Source organism: Lysobacter niastensis (genome assembly GCF_015453285.1).
GTDB classification, from domain to species: Bacteria; Pseudomonadota; Gammaproteobacteria; order Xanthomonadales; family Xanthomonadaceae; genus Lysobacter_J; species Lysobacter_J niastensis.
In genome coordinates, this window is sequence record NZ_JADLZT010000006.1 from 98,062 (window position 1) to 112,257 (window position 14,196).

Annotated in this window: 12 protein-coding genes; 11 read left to right on the forward strand and 1 reads right to left on the reverse strand. The window is 67.6% G+C overall.

The features are described from left to right. Window positions 1-52: 52 nt before the first annotated feature. The 10 genes from IU514_RS11535 (at window position 53) to IU514_RS11580 (ending at window position 8,751) form a co-directional block, all read left to right on the forward strand. The gene (locus IU514_RS11535; protein ID WP_194931271.1) at window positions 53-1,660 is read left to right on the forward strand and encodes a POT-type proton-dependent oligopeptide transporter; all 1,608 of its coding nucleotides are present in this window, start codon (window positions 53-55) and stop codon (window positions 1,658-1,660) included. Window positions 1,661-1,733: 73 nt separating this feature from the next. Beyond that, entirely contained in the window at window positions 1,734-2,339 is a 606-nt protein-coding gene (locus IU514_RS11540) for a rhomboid family intramembrane serine protease (RefSeq protein ID WP_194931272.1), read from the forward strand. A 31-nt stretch (window positions 2,340-2,370) separates the two neighbouring features. Further along, window positions 2,371-2,583 (forward strand): hypothetical protein, encoded by a 213-nt coding sequence (locus IU514_RS11545; RefSeq protein ID WP_194931273.1) that lies wholly within the window; start codon window positions 2,371-2,373, stop codon window positions 2,581-2,583. Between the two features lie 174 nt (window positions 2,584-2,757). Then, on the forward strand, window positions 2,758-3,459 hold the full coding sequence (locus tag IU514_RS11550; protein ID WP_194931542.1) for a hypothetical protein: 702 nt from the start codon (window positions 2,758-2,760) through the stop codon (window positions 3,457-3,459). A 22-nt stretch (window positions 3,460-3,481) separates the two neighbouring features. Continuing rightward, window positions 3,482-3,760 carry a GNAT family N-acetyltransferase gene (locus IU514_RS11555; RefSeq protein WP_194931274.1) on the forward strand — a complete coding sequence of 93 codons (279 nt, stop codon included), beginning with the start codon at window positions 3,482-3,484 and terminating at the stop codon, window positions 3,758-3,760. 159 nt (window positions 3,761-3,919) lie between these two features. Further along, the gene (locus IU514_RS11560; RefSeq protein ID WP_194931275.1) at window positions 3,920-4,633 is read left to right on the forward strand and encodes a pseudouridine synthase; all 714 of its coding nucleotides are present in this window, start codon (window positions 3,920-3,922) and stop codon (window positions 4,631-4,633) included. 111 nt (window positions 4,634-4,744) lie between these two features. Next, window positions 4,745-5,584, forward strand: a complete 840-nt coding sequence (locus IU514_RS11565; RefSeq protein ID WP_324187823.1) for a DUF3298 and DUF4163 domain-containing protein — start codon at window positions 4,745-4,747, stop codon at window positions 5,582-5,584. A gap of 106 nt (window positions 5,585-5,690) precedes the next feature. Beyond that, the gene (gene cfa / locus IU514_RS11570) at window positions 5,691-6,827 is read left to right on the forward strand and encodes a cyclopropane fatty acyl phospholipid synthase (protein ID WP_194931277.1); all 1,137 of its coding nucleotides are present in this window, start codon (window positions 5,691-5,693) and stop codon (window positions 6,825-6,827) included. A 118-nt stretch (window positions 6,828-6,945) separates the two neighbouring features. Further along, window positions 6,946-8,367 carry an amino acid permease gene (locus IU514_RS11575; protein WP_194931278.1) on the forward strand — a complete coding sequence of 474 codons (1,422 nt, stop codon included), beginning with the start codon at window positions 6,946-6,948 and terminating at the stop codon, window positions 8,365-8,367. 27 nt (window positions 8,368-8,394) lie between these two features. Next, complete coding sequence (locus IU514_RS11580; protein WP_194931279.1) at window positions 8,395-8,751, forward strand: GFA family protein; 357 nt, start codon at window positions 8,395-8,397, stop codon at window positions 8,749-8,751. Between the two features lies 1 nt (window position 8,752). On the opposite strand, the gene IU514_RS11585 is transcribed toward IU514_RS11580, so the two are convergent. Then, on the reverse strand, window positions 8,753-9,583 hold the full coding sequence (locus IU514_RS11585; protein ID WP_194931280.1) for an NAD-dependent protein deacetylase: 831 nt from the start codon (window positions 9,581-9,583) through the stop codon (window positions 8,753-8,755). A gap of 124 nt (window positions 9,584-9,707) precedes the next feature. Between IU514_RS11585 and IU514_RS11590 the strand changes: the two genes are divergently transcribed. Further along, entirely contained in the window at window positions 9,708-14,171 is a 4,464-nt protein-coding gene (locus IU514_RS11590; RefSeq protein WP_324187838.1) for a DEAD/DEAH box helicase, read from the forward strand. Window positions 14,172-14,196: the final 25 nt, after the last annotated feature.

A 14,196-nucleotide genomic window follows, 5' to 3' on the forward strand; every position in this document is an offset into this window, starting at 1 on the left:
TCCCGCCTCGCGAACGGATTCGCGCCGCTACCCACGCAACAGGCAGAACCGGATGACGATCCAGACCAGCGCAAGCCCCGCCGAGAACACCGCCGCCGCAGGCAGCGCCAAGCTCCCGCGCCAAATTCCCTACATCATCGGCAACGAAGGCTGCGAGCGCTTCAGCTTTTACGGGATGCGCAACATCCTGACGCCGTTCCTGGTCAGTACGCTCCTGCTGTACGCGCCCGAGGCCGAACGCGCCGGCATCGCCAAGGAAATCTTCCACAGCTTCGTCATTGGCGTGTACTTCTTCCCGCTGCTGGGCGGCTGGCTGTCGGACCGCTTCTTCGGCAAATACCGCACGGTGCTGTGGTTCTCGCTGATCTACTGCGCCGGCCATGCCTGCCTGGCGATGTTCGAGGACAACCGCACCGGCTTCTACACCGGCCTGTTCCTGATCGCGTTGGGCTCCGGTGGCATCAAGCCACTGGTGGTGTCGTTCGTCGGCGACCAGTTCGACCAGACCAACAAGCACCTGGCGAAGGTCGTCTTCGACGCCTTCTACTGGATCATCAACTTCGGCAGCTTCTTCGCCTCGCTGCTGATGCCGATCTTCCTGCGCAGCTACGGTCCGGCAGTCGCGTTCGGCATCCCCGGCATCCTGATGTTCATCGCCACGCTGATCTTCTGGCTGGGCCGCAAGCAGTACGTCAACGTGCCGCCGACGGCGGCCGACCCGAACTCGTTCCTGCACGTGTGCCGCACCGCATTGCTGGCGCAGGCGCCGGGGCAGGGACGTGCGGGCCTGACCGTCGCGGCGCTCGGCGGTGTGCTGGCGCTCGGCGCGCTGGCGCTGATCCCCAAGCTCGGCTTCGTCATCTGCGCCTGCATGGCGCTGGGCCTGGTCATCGCCTTCGGCGGCATGGGCGCGTCGATGCAGCTCGAGCGCGCGCGTGGCAAGCATCCCGACGCCGCCGTCGACGGCGTGCGTGCGGTGCTGCGCATCCTGATCGTGTTCGCCCTGACAACGCCGTTCTGGTCGTTGTTCGACCAGAAGGCCTCGACCTGGGTGCTGCAGGGCAACGAGATGGCCATGCCGCACGAGGCGTGGTGGTGGCCGAGCTGGCTGGTCAAGGACGCCGCGCAGATGCAGGCGCTGAACCCGGCCCTGGTGATGCTGCTGATTCCGTTCAACAACCTCGTGCTGTATCCGGCGCTGCGCAAGCTCGGATTCAACCCGACCGCGTTGCGGCGCATGGGCGCCGGCATCGGTTTCTCCGGCCTGGCGTGGGTGGTGGCGGGCCTGATCCAGCTGTGGATCGACGGCGGCGATCCGGTGTCGCTGGCCTGGCAGATCGCGCCGTACGCGCTGCTGACCTTCGGCGAAGTGCTGGTGTCGGCAACGGCGCTGGAGTTCGCCTACAGCCAGGCGCCGCAGGCGATGAAGGGCGTGATCATGGCGTTCTGGTACCTGGCCAGCACGTTCGGCAGCCTGTGGGTGCTGCTGACCAATGCCGGCGTGCGCAATGAAGCGGTGATATCGCACATCGCCAGCACCGGCCTCAGCGAGAACGCGTTCCTGATGTTCTTCTTCGCCGGTTTCGCGTTCCTGGCCGCGGCGGCTTTCGCGCTTTACGCGCGCAGCTACCCGATGCAGGACAACTATCGCGCCGCCTGATTCTTCTTCCTCCCTTTCGCCATAGGCGAAGGGGAGGGGCGGGAGGGTGCTTTTTCGCTACGAGCTGGAGCCCATGCTGACTTTCATCCTGATCGCCGTGACCGTACTGGTGTCCTGGCTGGCCTGGGAGCGACCGGCGCTGTTGAACCGGCTGATCCTGTGGCCGCCGGCGATCGATCGCAGCAAGCAGTACGACCGCCTGCTGACGCACGGCTTCATCCATGCCGACTGGTCGCACCTGCTGTTCAACATGATCACGCTGTACTTCTTCGGGCGCGTGGTCGAGCAGGTGATCGGCCAGATCATCGGGCCGATCGGGTTCGTGGTGTTCTATCTGTCAGCGATCGTGATCGCGATCCTGCCGACCTATCTGCGCCACCGCCACGACCCGCATTACCGGAGCCTGGGCGCTTCGGGCGCGGTGTCGGCGGTGCTGTTCGCCTACATCCTGCTGAAGCCGTGGGCACTGATCATCGTGTTCGTGGTGCCGCTGCCGGCGATCCTGTATGCCGTCGGCTACGTGGCGTATTCGTTCTGGATGGACCGCCGCGGCGGCGACAACATCAACCACAGCGCGCACCTGTCGGGTGCCGTCTACGGCGTGCTGTTCATGCTGCTCATGGAGCCCACGGTAGGGGCGGAATTTGTGCAGCGGTTGCTGAACCCCAGGCTCGGCTGAGCCGGTCGTCCTCCGGCTGCCGCACGCGCGCGTGGGGCAGGTGATCTTCGGTGTCGTGCCCATACGCCTCTTCGAGGCGGGCATAGACCTGGGCGTCGATGGCATTCAGCTCGTCGCTGGCGGTATCGCCGTTCAAGGCGAGATCGAACAGACGCTCGGTCAGCAGCTGATCGTCGCCTTCTTTGACCGGAATGTGCGGAATGATGCGCATCTGAACGTCTGGATTCACACCTGCGGTATGTAAAAAAACGTCCCGGGCAGGCGTGTCAGGACCGTTTGCGGCGGGTGAGGGAACGGGTGATGGACAACACCACGCCATGGCGCTAGGCGCGCGATCACTGTTCGTGCAGGTCGATCGTGGTATCGCTACGCCCACGAACCACGCTCACCTGCTGTCCACAGACCGAAGGAGACGCCAATGGCCACTAGCGCCCGCCGTGCCGGCAAGACCCCTGCCCGTAAAGCCGTGAAGAAAGCCGCGAAGAAGACCGCCGCAAAGAAGGTTGCCAAGAAGGCGGCAAAGAAGGCCGTGGCCAGGAAGGTGGCGAAGAAAGTGGTCCGGAAGGCGGCGGCGAAGAAGGTCGCCAAGCGCGTCGTGAAGAAGACTGCCGCGAAGAAGGCCGCCAAGCGTGTCGTGAAGAAGGCCGCTGCGAAGAAGGCCGCTGCGAAGAAGGTCGCCAAGCGCGTCGTGAAGAAGGCGGTCGCGAAGAAGGCGGCCAAGCGCGTCGTGAAGAAGGCCGTCACGAAGAAGGTCGCCAAGCGGGCGGTGAAGAAGGTCGTCGCCAAGAAGGTCGTCAAGCGCGGAGCCAAGACGGTCGTGGCCGGAGCGGTGGCGAAGAAGGCCGTTCGCAAGGCCGTGAGGAAGCGGCACATCACGCCGGAGCAGGCCCTCGCCAACACCCGTCGCCTGCTGGAAGCCAAGCACGAGCACGATCGTCACGCGCAGCCGTGGCAGCAGCTCGACCCGCAGCACGGCCACGTGCCGGGTCCGGGGTTCCAGTCCGAGGGCGCGGCGGCGAAGGCCGAGGAGCTGCACGCCAACGAGAGCCGCATGCAGGCGATCCAGGGCAGCATCAGCAGCCAGGACCGGCACAACCAGGGCAAGCGCGACCACCGCTGACCACGATCATCGAGGAGGGCCGATGACCGGCCACGCCATCACCCACGATTCCGCCGCCAGCGAGTTCAGTGCCATCGTCGACGGGCATCACGCGCGCCTGGACTATTACCTCGACGGCAACCACCTGGTGATCACGCATACCGGCGTGCCCGATCCGATCTCGGGCCGGGGCATTGCCGGGGAACTGGTCCAGGCAGCGTTCGAGTACGCCCGCGAAAAGGGCCTGCATGTGCGCCCGGAATGCTCCTACGCCGCGGCGTGGGCCGAGCGCCATCCGGAGTTCAACCAGCAACTGGGATGAGCCCAAGGCTTTCGTGCCCGCCGCAAGGGCGGGCCGTTGGCCCGCGGCGAACGGAGCCCTGCGGGCCCGAGCCTTCGTGCCCGGAAGGGCGATCATCCTGGCCCGGCGCCCGCACAGGTATCATGCGCGCCCGTTTCCGATCCCGACGCGCCGCCCCCAATGCGCCTGAACAAGCACATCAGCGATACCGGTTTCTGCTCGCGGCGTGAGGCCGACCGGCTGATCGGCGAGGGACGGGTCACCGTCAACGGCGTGCGCGCGCGCGTCGGAGCCGAACTGGGCGAGGGCGACGAGGTCCTGGTCGACGGGGAGGCCCTGCGCGTGCGCAAGGTCGCGCCGGGCAAGCGCCAGCACATCTACATCGCCCTAAACAAACCGGTTGGCATCACCTGCACGACCGAATCGGGCGTCAAGGACAACATCGTCGACTTCGTCGGACACGAGCGCCGCATCTTCCCGATCGGCCGCCTCGACAAGGACTCCGAAGGGCTGATCCTGCTGACCAGCAACGGCGACATCGTCAACGAGATTCTGCGTGCCGAGAACAAGCTGGAAAAGGAATACCTGGTCGCGGTGAACCACGCGGTCACCGACGAGTTCCTGCGCGGCATGAGCCGCGGCGTGCCGTTGCACGGGCAGACCACGTTGCCGTGCAAGACCGGCCGGCTCGGCAAGTTCGGCTTCCGCATCGTGCTGGTGCAGGGCCTCAACCGGCAGATCCGCCTGATGGCCGCGCATTTCGGCTTCCGCGTGAAACAGCTGATGCGGGTGCGCATCGGCAACGTCAAGATGGCCCATCTCAAAGTCGGGCAATGGCGCAACCTGACCGACGCCGAATTGCACGGCCTGCTGCCCAACCGCACGCAGTGGTGAGTTGATCGACAAGGTGTGACTTGCGTGGTGTCAATTCCGGCATCACGTCACGTTCGTTATGATTCCGTTATCCCCTCCCCCGGAATGGAATCTGTCGTGGTTCGACCCCCCGTGTCCGTATCGTCCGGCCGTGCTTCGCGCTGGGTGTTGTTTCGTGCTGTCCTGCTGATCGTCCTACTGATTCTGTGCGCGGCCTGCCGCCGTGAAGCCCCGGCGCCGCAGCCGGCCCCCGCCGCGACGCCGCCCGCACCGGCCGCGGTGTCGGCGACGGAGCTGAAGGACGTCGTCGAGACGACGTCCAACTACGTCATCGGCATCAGCTATCCGCCGGCCGCAGCGAAGTACCCGGGCCTGGCCGCCGAACTCAGGCGCTACGCCGATGATGCCCGCGCCGAACTGGTGCAGGCCGCATCCGAACGCCGGCCCGATGCGCCTGCGCCTTACGACCTGTCACTTAGCTTTTCGATGGTGATGGACTCGCCGGCGCTGGTCGCCGTCGCTGCAGACGGCAGCAGCTATACCGGTGGCGCGCATGGCGCGCCCCTGCTCGAACGTTTCGTCTGGCTGCCACAGGAGAACCGGCGCCTGCTCGCCAGCGACCTGGTGCCCGGCAAGCAGGGCTGGAACGCCATCTCCGGTTACGTGCGCGAACAGCTGCATACCGCGCTGTCGCAGCGCATCGACGCGGACGACCTGGATGCCGCCGAGCGCGCCGAGGTGATCAAGAGCGCCGGCCAGATGATCGATGAGGGCACCGAGGCCGACGCCGCGCACTTCGCCCAGTTCGAACCGGTAGTCGGCGTGGGCGGCAAGCTGTCGGCGCTGCGCTTCGTGTTCGCGCCTTATCAGGTTGGCCCGTACTCGGACGGCACCCAGACGGTGGACGTGCCGGCCTCGGTGCTGCTGCCGTTCCTCGCTCCGGAGTATCGCGGCCTGTTCGCGGGCGGCTGACGCCGCGTTTACGGCCCCTCGCTACGATGAACGGGCGCCGCGGCAATTGCGGCGCCCCGCCGACCTTGCGCAACCAGCGCCGGGCGGTGGCCGACACGAGGTCGCCATGCCGGCATTGTCGTCCCGCAGCAAGGTCGAGGAACTGCTCGCCTCCGCAGATGTGCGGGTCGGCGGAGAACGACCGTGGGACCTGCAGGTGCATGAGCCGCGCTTCTATGCGCGCGTGCTCGCGCAGGGTTCGCTGGGCCTGGGCGAGTCGTATATGGACGGCTGGTGGGATGCGCCTTCGCTGGATGGCTTCCTCTTCCAGGTGTTGCGCGCGCGGGTGGACGAACGCGTGCGCGGCCTGGGCGATCTGATTGCCGGCCTGCAGGCGCGGCTGATCAACATGCAATCCAGCCGGCGCAGCTTCGCCATCGGGCGCCGCCACTACGACCTCGGCAACGACCTGTATGCGGCGATGCTCGGCCATCGCCTGGTGTACAGCTGCGGCTACTGGCGCAATGCCTCGGGCATGCCGCTGGACGACCTCGATGCCGCGCAGGAGGCCAAGCTCGACCTGGTCTGCCGCAAGCTCGACCTTGGCCCGGGGCTGCGCGTGCTCGACGTCGGATGCGGCTGGGGCGAGGCACTCAAGTACGCTGCCGAACGTTATGGCATCAGCGGCGTCGGCATCACGGTCTCTCGCGAGCAGGCGGAGTTTGCGAGGCAACTGTGCGATGGCTTGCCGATTGAGATCCGCCTGCAGGACTACCGCGAAATCGACGAGCGTTTCGACCGCGTGTTCTCTCTCGGCATGTTCGAGCATGTCGGCGTGCGCAACTACGACATCTACTTCGACACGGTGCGGCGCTGCCTGGACCCGCAGAAGGGCCTGTTCGTGCTCCATACCATCGGCGGCAACGAGTCGGTGCGGCACACCGATCGCTGGATCGGCAAGTACATCTTCCCCAACTCGATGCTGCCATCTGCCGAACAGATCACGCAAAGCGTGGAAGGGCGCTTCGTGATCGAGGACTGGCACAACTTCGGCACCGACTACGACCGCACGCTGCAGGCCTGGCGCGACAACGTCGAGGCCGCCTGGCCACGGCTCGAAGCGCGTTACGACGAACGCTTCCACCGTATGTGGCGGTTCTACCTGTGCAGCTCGATGGCCTCCTTCCGCAGCCGCCGCTCACAACTGTGGCAGTTGGTCCTGTCGCCCCAGGGTGTCCCGGGCGGGTACGTGGCGCCGCGCTGACAGCGGCCTCAGCAGGCCCTCGTCCAACACGCAAGCTGCACTGCACATCGCCAAGGCCGGGGTGGATGGCACATGATGTGCGTCCTTTCATCCTTTGCCTGCCCAAGACGGGGGTTCTATGCAGACATGGTTCCGGCGCAAGAACATCGATCAGGTCACCGTGCATGAGGAGGGGCGCCGGCTGGTGCCCACCCTGAGCTGGCCCCACCTGATCGCGCTGGGCATCGGCGCCATCGTCGGCACCGGCATCTACACCCTGATCGGCGTCGGCGCCAACCTGGCGGGCCCGGCGGTGCTGCTGTCCTTCCTGGTGGCGGGCGTGGTCTGCGCCTGCGCCGCGCTGGCGTATGCCGAGATGGCGACGATGATGCCCGCCGCCGGCAGCGCCTACACCTACAGCTACATCGTGCTGGGCGAGGCGATCGCCTGGGTGGTCGGATGGAGCCTGATCCTGGAGTACTCGCTGGTCGTCAGCGCGGTCGCGGTGGGCTGGTCCGGCTCGGTGCTGGAATTCCTCAATGGCCTCGGCATCCACATACCGCATGCCCTGGCGGCGGGACCGCACGCGGGCGGCATCATCAACCTGCCGGCGGTGCTGATCACCTTCGCCGTGGCCGGCATGCTGATCGTCGGCACCAAGGAAAGCGCCACGCTCAACGCGATCCTGGTGGTCATCAAGGTGGTGGCGCTGGGCGTGTTCGTCGCGATCGCGATGCCGCACTTCAACCCGGACAACCTCGAGCCGTTCATGCCGTTCGGCTTCGCCAAGCAGATGGGGCCCGACGGCGTCGAACGCGGCGTGATGGCAGCCGCGGCGATCATCTTCTTCGCCTTCTACGGCTTCGATGCGATCTCCACCGCGGCAGAAGAAACCAAGAACCCGGGCCGCGACCTGTCGATCGGCATCATCGGTTCGATGGTGGGTTGCACGGTGATCTACATGGTCGTCGCGCTGGCCGCGGTCGGCGCGCTGAGCTACACGGTGTTCAGCCAGAGTCCGGCACCGCTCGCGCTGATCATGCGCGAACTGGGGCAGGGCACGGCGGCGAAGATCGTCGCCGGCGCGGCCGTGGTGGCGCTGCCGACGGTGCTGCTGGCGTTCTTCTATGGCCAGAGCCGCATCTTCTTCGTGATGTCGCGCGACGGCCTGTTGCCGCGCAGCCTGTCCAAGGTCAACCCGCGCACCGGCACGCCGGTGGCGATCACCGCCTTCACCGCGATCCTGGTCGCGGCACTGGCTGGCGTAGCGCGTCTGGACGAGATCGCCGCGCTCGCCAATGCCGGCACGCTGGCGGCCTTCACGGCCGTGGCGGTCTGCCTGCTGGTGCTGCGTAAGCGCGATCCCGGCCGCAAGCGCATCTTCCGCACGCCGCTGGCGTGGGTGGTCGGTCCGGTCGCGATCCTCGGCTGCCTGTACCTGTTCTGGAGCCTGCCGCAGAAGACCCAGCTGTGGTTCCTGCTGTGGAACGCGCTGGGTGTTGTCGCCTACCTGGCCTACGGCCGCCGCAGCAGCGTGCTTGCGCGCGGACAGGAAGCGTAAGGCGCGGGCGCCGCAGGAGGCTCCGGAATGATTTCGGGAAGCTGCCACTGCGGCGCCGTCCAGATCGAGGTCCCGGAGCCTCCGCAGTCGCTGCTCGACTGCAACTGCTCACTGTGCCGCCGCAACGCGGCGCTGTGGGCGTACTACCCGCCGGATGCCGTGCGCGTCATTGGCCATCCGCAGCACACCAGCGAGTACGTGTGGGGCGACCGCACGCTGCGCACGGTGCGTTGCAGCCACTGTGGCTGCATCACCCATTGGGAACCCCTGCAGCCGGGGCTGGAGCGCGTTGGCGTCAACATGCGCAACTTCGATCCGGCGGTGATCGCCGCGGTGCCGGTGCGCCACTTTGATGGCGCCGATACCTGGGAGTATCTCGACTGACTCAGCCCAGAGCGGCGGTCAGCACCGCTCCGGCATCGGCTTCCAGCTTCAAGCCGGCCAAGTCGTCGGCGCGGGTACGGCCGCGGTTGAGGATCGCCACCGGCACGCCTGCTTCCGTTGCCTGCCGCACGAAGCGGTAGCCGGAATAGACCATCAACGAGGAGCCGACCACCAGCACCGCATCGGACGCGGTCAGCGCGGCCAGCGCCTGCTGATAGCGCGGACGCGGCACGTTCTCGCCGTAGAACACGACATCGGGCTTGAGCATGCCGCCGCAGCGTTCGCAGGCCGGCACGTCGAAGCGCGAGAAGTCGTGGCCCTCCAGGTCGGCGTCGCCATCGGGGGCGGTGGCGGCATCGAGACCGCTCCAGGCGGGGTTCATTGCCGACAGCCTCTCCTGCATCTCCGCGCGCGAGTGGCGCTCGCCGCAGCCCAGGCAGACGACCGTATCGATGCGTCCGTGCAGGTCGATCACCTCGCGGCTGCCGGCACGCTGGTGCAGACCGTCGACGTTCTGGGTCACCAGCGTGGTGATGCGTCCCTCGGCCTCGCATCGCGACAGCGCGCGGTGCACGTCGTTGGGATGGGCCTGGGCCATGCGCGGCCAGCCGATGAAGCTGCGGGCCCAGTAGCGGGCGTTGGTGTGCGCGTCGCCGGTGAAGGCCTGATAGGTCACCGGCGGCGTGCGCTTCCATTGGCCGTCCGCATCGCGGTAGTCGGGGATGCCGGAGCCGGTGCTGCAGCCGGCTCCGGTCAGCACGAACAACCGCCGGTGCGAGGCAAACCACTGGCGCAGTCGCTGCGCGGCCTCGGGTACGGGATTGGAAAGCATGTTCACGGCCGCCATGATCTCATCCCACGAGTGCTCCATTCGTGGGCTGCGCGCGACGGTCTGTTCAGCCGCGGGCAGGAACACTCCGGTTCCGTCTCACAGGTTGAGACGCCGCCACGGCAGCATCCATCCCATGCCTCTGGAAGCCTTCCATCCCGCCGTCGCCGCCTGGTTCGCCGACACCTTTCCTGCACCGACCCAGGCGCAGGCGCAGGCGTGGCCGGCGATCCGCAGCGGCCGCAACACGCTGGTCGCGGCGCCTACCGGCTCGGGCAAGACGTTGACCGCATTCATGTGCGCGATCGACAGCCTGGTGCGACAGGGCCTGGAAGGCGGCGGACCGGGGTTGTTCGGCGAGGAGCCGGTGCAGTCCGGCCTGCCCGATGAAACCGTGGTGGTCTACGTCTCGCCGCTGAAGGCCCTGTCCAACGACATCCGCATCAATCTGGAAGCACCGCTGGCGGGCATCCGCGCGGAGCTCGAGCGCCTCGGCCTGCCCGATGTCGATATCCGCACCGCGGTGCGCACCGGCGACACGACGCAGAACGAGCGTGCGCAACTGCGGCGCAAGCCGCCCCACATTCTCGTGACCACGCCGGAATCGCTCTACGTGCTGCTCGGATCCGAATCGGGGCGGGCGATGCTGGCGACCGTGCGCGAGGTCATCGTCGACGAAATCCACGCGATGGCGTCGAGCAAGCGCGGCAGCCACCTGGCCTTGTCGCTGGAGCGGCTGGAAGCGCTGTGCGGCCGCCGTCTCACCCGGATCGGCCTGTCGGCAACGCAGAAGCCAATCGAGGAGGTCGCGCGCTTCCTGGTCGGCGCCGCAGCGATGGCGCCGGACGGCACGCCGGACTGCGAAATCGTCGACATCGGCTACACCCGCCAGCGCGACCTCGCGATGGAGGTGCCGCCGACGCCGCTGAGCGCGGTGATGTCCAACGACCAGTGGGAGCAGGTCTACGCCCGCGTCGCCGAACTGGTGAAGCAGCACCGCACCACGCTCGTCTTCGTCAACACGCGGCGCATGGCGGAGCGCGCGGCCAAGAACCTGGGCGACCTGCTCGGCAAGGAGCACGTCGCCGCGCACCACGGCAGCCTCGCCAAGGAACTGCGCCTGGACGCCGAACAGCGCCTCAAGCGTGGCGAACTGAGCGTGCTGGTCGCGACCGCGTCGCTGGAGCTCGGCATCGACATCGGCGATGTGGATCTGGTCTGCCAGCTCGGCTCGCCGCGTTCGATTGCCGCTTTCCTGCAGCGCGTCGGCCGTTCCGGCCACCATGTCGGCGGCGTGCCCAAGGGGCGGCTGTTCCCGCAGACGCGCGATGAACTGGTCGAGTGCGCAGCGTTGCTTGACAGCGTGCGGCGCGGCGAGCTCGACGCGCTGGTAATGCCAGTTGCACCGCTGGACGTGCTGTCGCAGCAGATCGTCGCCGAGGCCTCGTGCCGCGAATGGGACGAGGATGCGCTGTACGACTGGGTGCGCCGCGCCAGGCCGTACGGCACGCTGGAGCGCAAGGATTTCGATGCCGTCGTGCGAATGCTCGCCGACGGATTCACCACCCGCCGCGGCATCCGCGCGGGTTACCTGCACCGCGATGCGGTGAACCACAAGCTGCGCGGACGCCAGGGCGGGCGCACCACCGCGCTGATGTCGGGCGGCACGATCCCCGACACCGCCGATTACTCGGTGATCCTCGAGCCGCAGGCGCAGAACATCGGCACCATCAACGAGGATTTCGCCATCGAGAGCATGGCCGGCGACATCTTCCAGCTCGGCAACGCCAGCTACCGCATCCTGCGTGTCGAGCCCGGCCGCGTGCGCGTGGAGGATGCCGAAGGCCTGCCGCCGAGCATCCCGTTCTGGCTGGGCGAGGCGCCCGGTCGCACCGATGAACTGTCGTTCGCGGTGTCGCGTCTGCGCGAGGACGTGGCGGAGCGGATCGCGATGGGCAGCGGAGGCAGCGAGGTGGTTCGCTGGCTTGCCGAGGAGTTGCAGCTTCCGCGCGCCGCCGCCGAGCAGATCGCCGAATACCTCGGCCAGACGCAGGCCGCACTGGGCGAGATGCCGACCCAGCACACGATCGTGCTGGAGCGCTTCTTCGACGACTCCGGCGGCACCCAACTGGTCATACACACGCCCTACGGCAGCCGGGTCAATCGCGCCTGGGGCTTGGCACTGCGCAAGCGCTTCTGCCGCAAGTTCAACTTCGAACTGCAGGCGGCCGCGACCGAGGACGCGATCGTGCTGTCGCTGTCGACCAGCCACAGCTTCCCACTGGAGGAGGTTGCGCGCTACCTGCATTCCAGCTCGGCTTGCGACGTGCTGATCCAGGCGCTGCTCGATGCTCCGCTGTTCCCGGTGCGCTGGCGCTGGAACGCGACCACGGCGCTGGCGCTGCCGCGCTTCGTCGGCGGCAAGAAGGTGCCGCCGCAACTGCAGCGCATGAAGTCCGAAGACCTGCTGGCGACAGTGTTCCCCGACCAGGTCGCCTGTGCCGAGAACCTGGTCGGCGAGCGCGAGGTGCCCGACCATCCGCTGGTCGCGCAGACGCTGCACGATTGCCTGCACGAGGCGATGGACGTCGACCAGTGGCTGGAGCTGCTGCGCGGGCTTGAATCGGGTGACGTGAAAGTGGTCGCGCGCGATCTGATGGCGCCGTCGCCGTTCGCCGCCGAGGCGCTCAATGCGCGTCCGTACTCGTTCCTCGACGATGCTCCGCTGGAGGAGCGCCGCACCCAGGCGGTGCAGACACGCCGGTATGCCGACCCGCAGAGCGCGGATGACCTCGGCCGGCTCGACCGCGACGCGATCGAGGCGGTGCGCGAGGAAGCCTGGCCGCAGGTGCGCAACGCGGACGAGATGCATGAGGCGCTGATGGGACTCGGCGTGGTCACCGCACGCGAGGCGCGAGAGAACGGCTGGGCCGACTGGCTGCAGCGGCTGGTGAAGGCGCACCGCGCCACGCGCATGGAGCCACCGGTGGCAGGTAGCGCGATCGCGCTGCGAGGCAGCGACGGTCACGGTCTTTGGGTCGCGGCGGAACGGCTTCCACAGTTGCGCGCGATCTTCCCGGACTCACCGTTGAGACCCGCTATCGATGCGCCCGCCGAATATGCGAAACAGGAGTGGTCGCGAGAGGAAGCGCTGGTCGAACTGCTGCGCTCGCGCCTGACCGGGCTGGGTCCGGTGACCGCGCGCGCGTTGGCCGACGACCTGTCGCTGTCGCGTGGCGATATCGACGTGGCGCTGCTGCACCTTCAAGGCGAGGGCTACGTGATGCAGGGCCGCTTTTCACCCAGTACGTCCTCGCCCGGCGCGAGCGAAGACGAGTGGTGCGAACGGCACCTGCTGGCGCGCATCCACCGGTACACGCTCAAGCGCCTGCGTCGCGAGATCGAGCCTGTCGAACCACGCGACTTCATGCGTTTCCTGTTCGACTGGCAGCGGGTCAGCCCGGGTACCCGCGTCAGCGGGCCTGAGGCGCTGGAAGGCGTGCTCGCGCAACTGGAGGGCTACGAGGCGCCCGCCGCGGCGTGGGAAGGCGAACTGCTCCCGGCACGCGTGCTCGACTACTCGATCACCTGGCTGGACGACCTGTGCACCGCCGGTCGCGTGATGTGGACGCGGCTCCGCGCCAACGCCACCGAAGGCGGGCGGGGCACGACGTCCGTCCGTGCCACGCCGGTGGTGCTCCTGCCTCGTCGTAATGCCGCGATGTGGGCGCGGCTCGCACCGCCGCCTTCGGCCGATGAATCATTGTCGTCGCGTGCGCAGCGGGTGGTCGATCATCTGGAACAGAATGGCGCTTCGTTCTTCGATGAACTCGTGACCGGCGCGCATCTGCTGCGGACCGAACTGGAAGATGCGCTGGCCGAGCTGGTCGCGAACGGCCGCGTGCACGGCGACAGTTACGCCGGCCTGCGTGCGCTCCTCGTGCCCGCATCGAAGCGTCCCAGCGCGCAGCCCCAGCGGCGCCGTCGCGCCGCGCTGTTCGGCATCGAGGACGCAGGACGCTGGGCATTGATCCGCCGTCCGGCGCCCGTCGTTGAAGCAGGGAAGAAGCCCGATCCCGAGGCGATCGAACACATTGCCCGCGTACTGCTGCGCCGTTACGGCGTGGTGTGCTGGCGGCTGCTGGAACGCGAGGCGGGCTGGCTACCGCCGTGGCGCGAGCTGCTGCGCGTCTATCACCGCCTCGAAGCGCGCGGTGAAATCCGCGGCGGCCGCTTCATCGCCGGCCTGTCGGGCGAGCAGTTCGCGCTGCCGGAGGCGATCGGCCTGCTGCGCCAGGTGCGCCAGCGAGCGCATGACGGTGCCTGGATCTGCCTGTCGGCCGCCGACCCGCTCAACCTGGTCGGTACCGTGTTGCCCGGTGACAAGGTCGCGCGCCTGAGCGGATCGCGTGTGCTCTATCGCGACGGCGTGGCGGTGGCGACGCTGGTGGCGGGCCAGGTCGAGATCACGGCCCCGCTCGATGCCGACGATGAGCGCACCGCACGCAAGCAGTTGCTGCGCGAGCCCGAGACAGCGATCTGGACTGCGCTGGCCAGCCATGACGAGCCGCCACCGAAGCACGTCCACTGAGAACACGTTCACTGAGCCGCCGAAC

Bases quoted from the DNA above. Each gene is read 5' to 3' on its own strand.
- IU514_RS11535 (WP_194931271.1), top strand. From the start codon at position 53: ATGACGATCCAGACCAGCGCAAGCCCCGCCGAGAACACCGCCGCCGCA.
- IU514_RS11540 (WP_194931272.1), top strand. From the start codon at position 1,734: ATGCTGACTTTCATCCTGATCGCCGTGACCGTACTGGTGTCCTGGCTG.
- IU514_RS11550 (WP_194931542.1), top strand. From the start codon at position 2,758: ATGGCCACTAGCGCCCGCCGTGCCGGCAAGACCCCTGCCCGTAAAGCC.
- IU514_RS11555 (WP_194931274.1), top strand. From the start codon at position 3,482: ATGACCGGCCACGCCATCACCCACGATTCCGCCGCCAGCGAGTTCAGT.
- IU514_RS11560 (WP_194931275.1), top strand. From the start codon at position 3,920: ATGCGCCTGAACAAGCACATCAGCGATACCGGTTTCTGCTCGCGGCGT.
- cfa (WP_194931277.1), top strand. From the start codon at position 5,691: ATGCCGGCATTGTCGTCCCGCAGCAAGGTCGAGGAACTGCTCGCCTCC.
- IU514_RS11575 (WP_194931278.1), top strand. From the start codon at position 6,946: ATGCAGACATGGTTCCGGCGCAAGAACATCGATCAGGTCACCGTGCAT.
- IU514_RS11580 (WP_194931279.1), top strand. From the start codon at position 8,395: ATGATTTCGGGAAGCTGCCACTGCGGCGCCGTCCAGATCGAGGTCCCG.
- IU514_RS11585 (WP_194931280.1), bottom strand. From the start codon at position 9,583: ATGCTTTCCAATCCCGTACCCGAGGCCGCGCAGCGACTGCGCCAGTGG.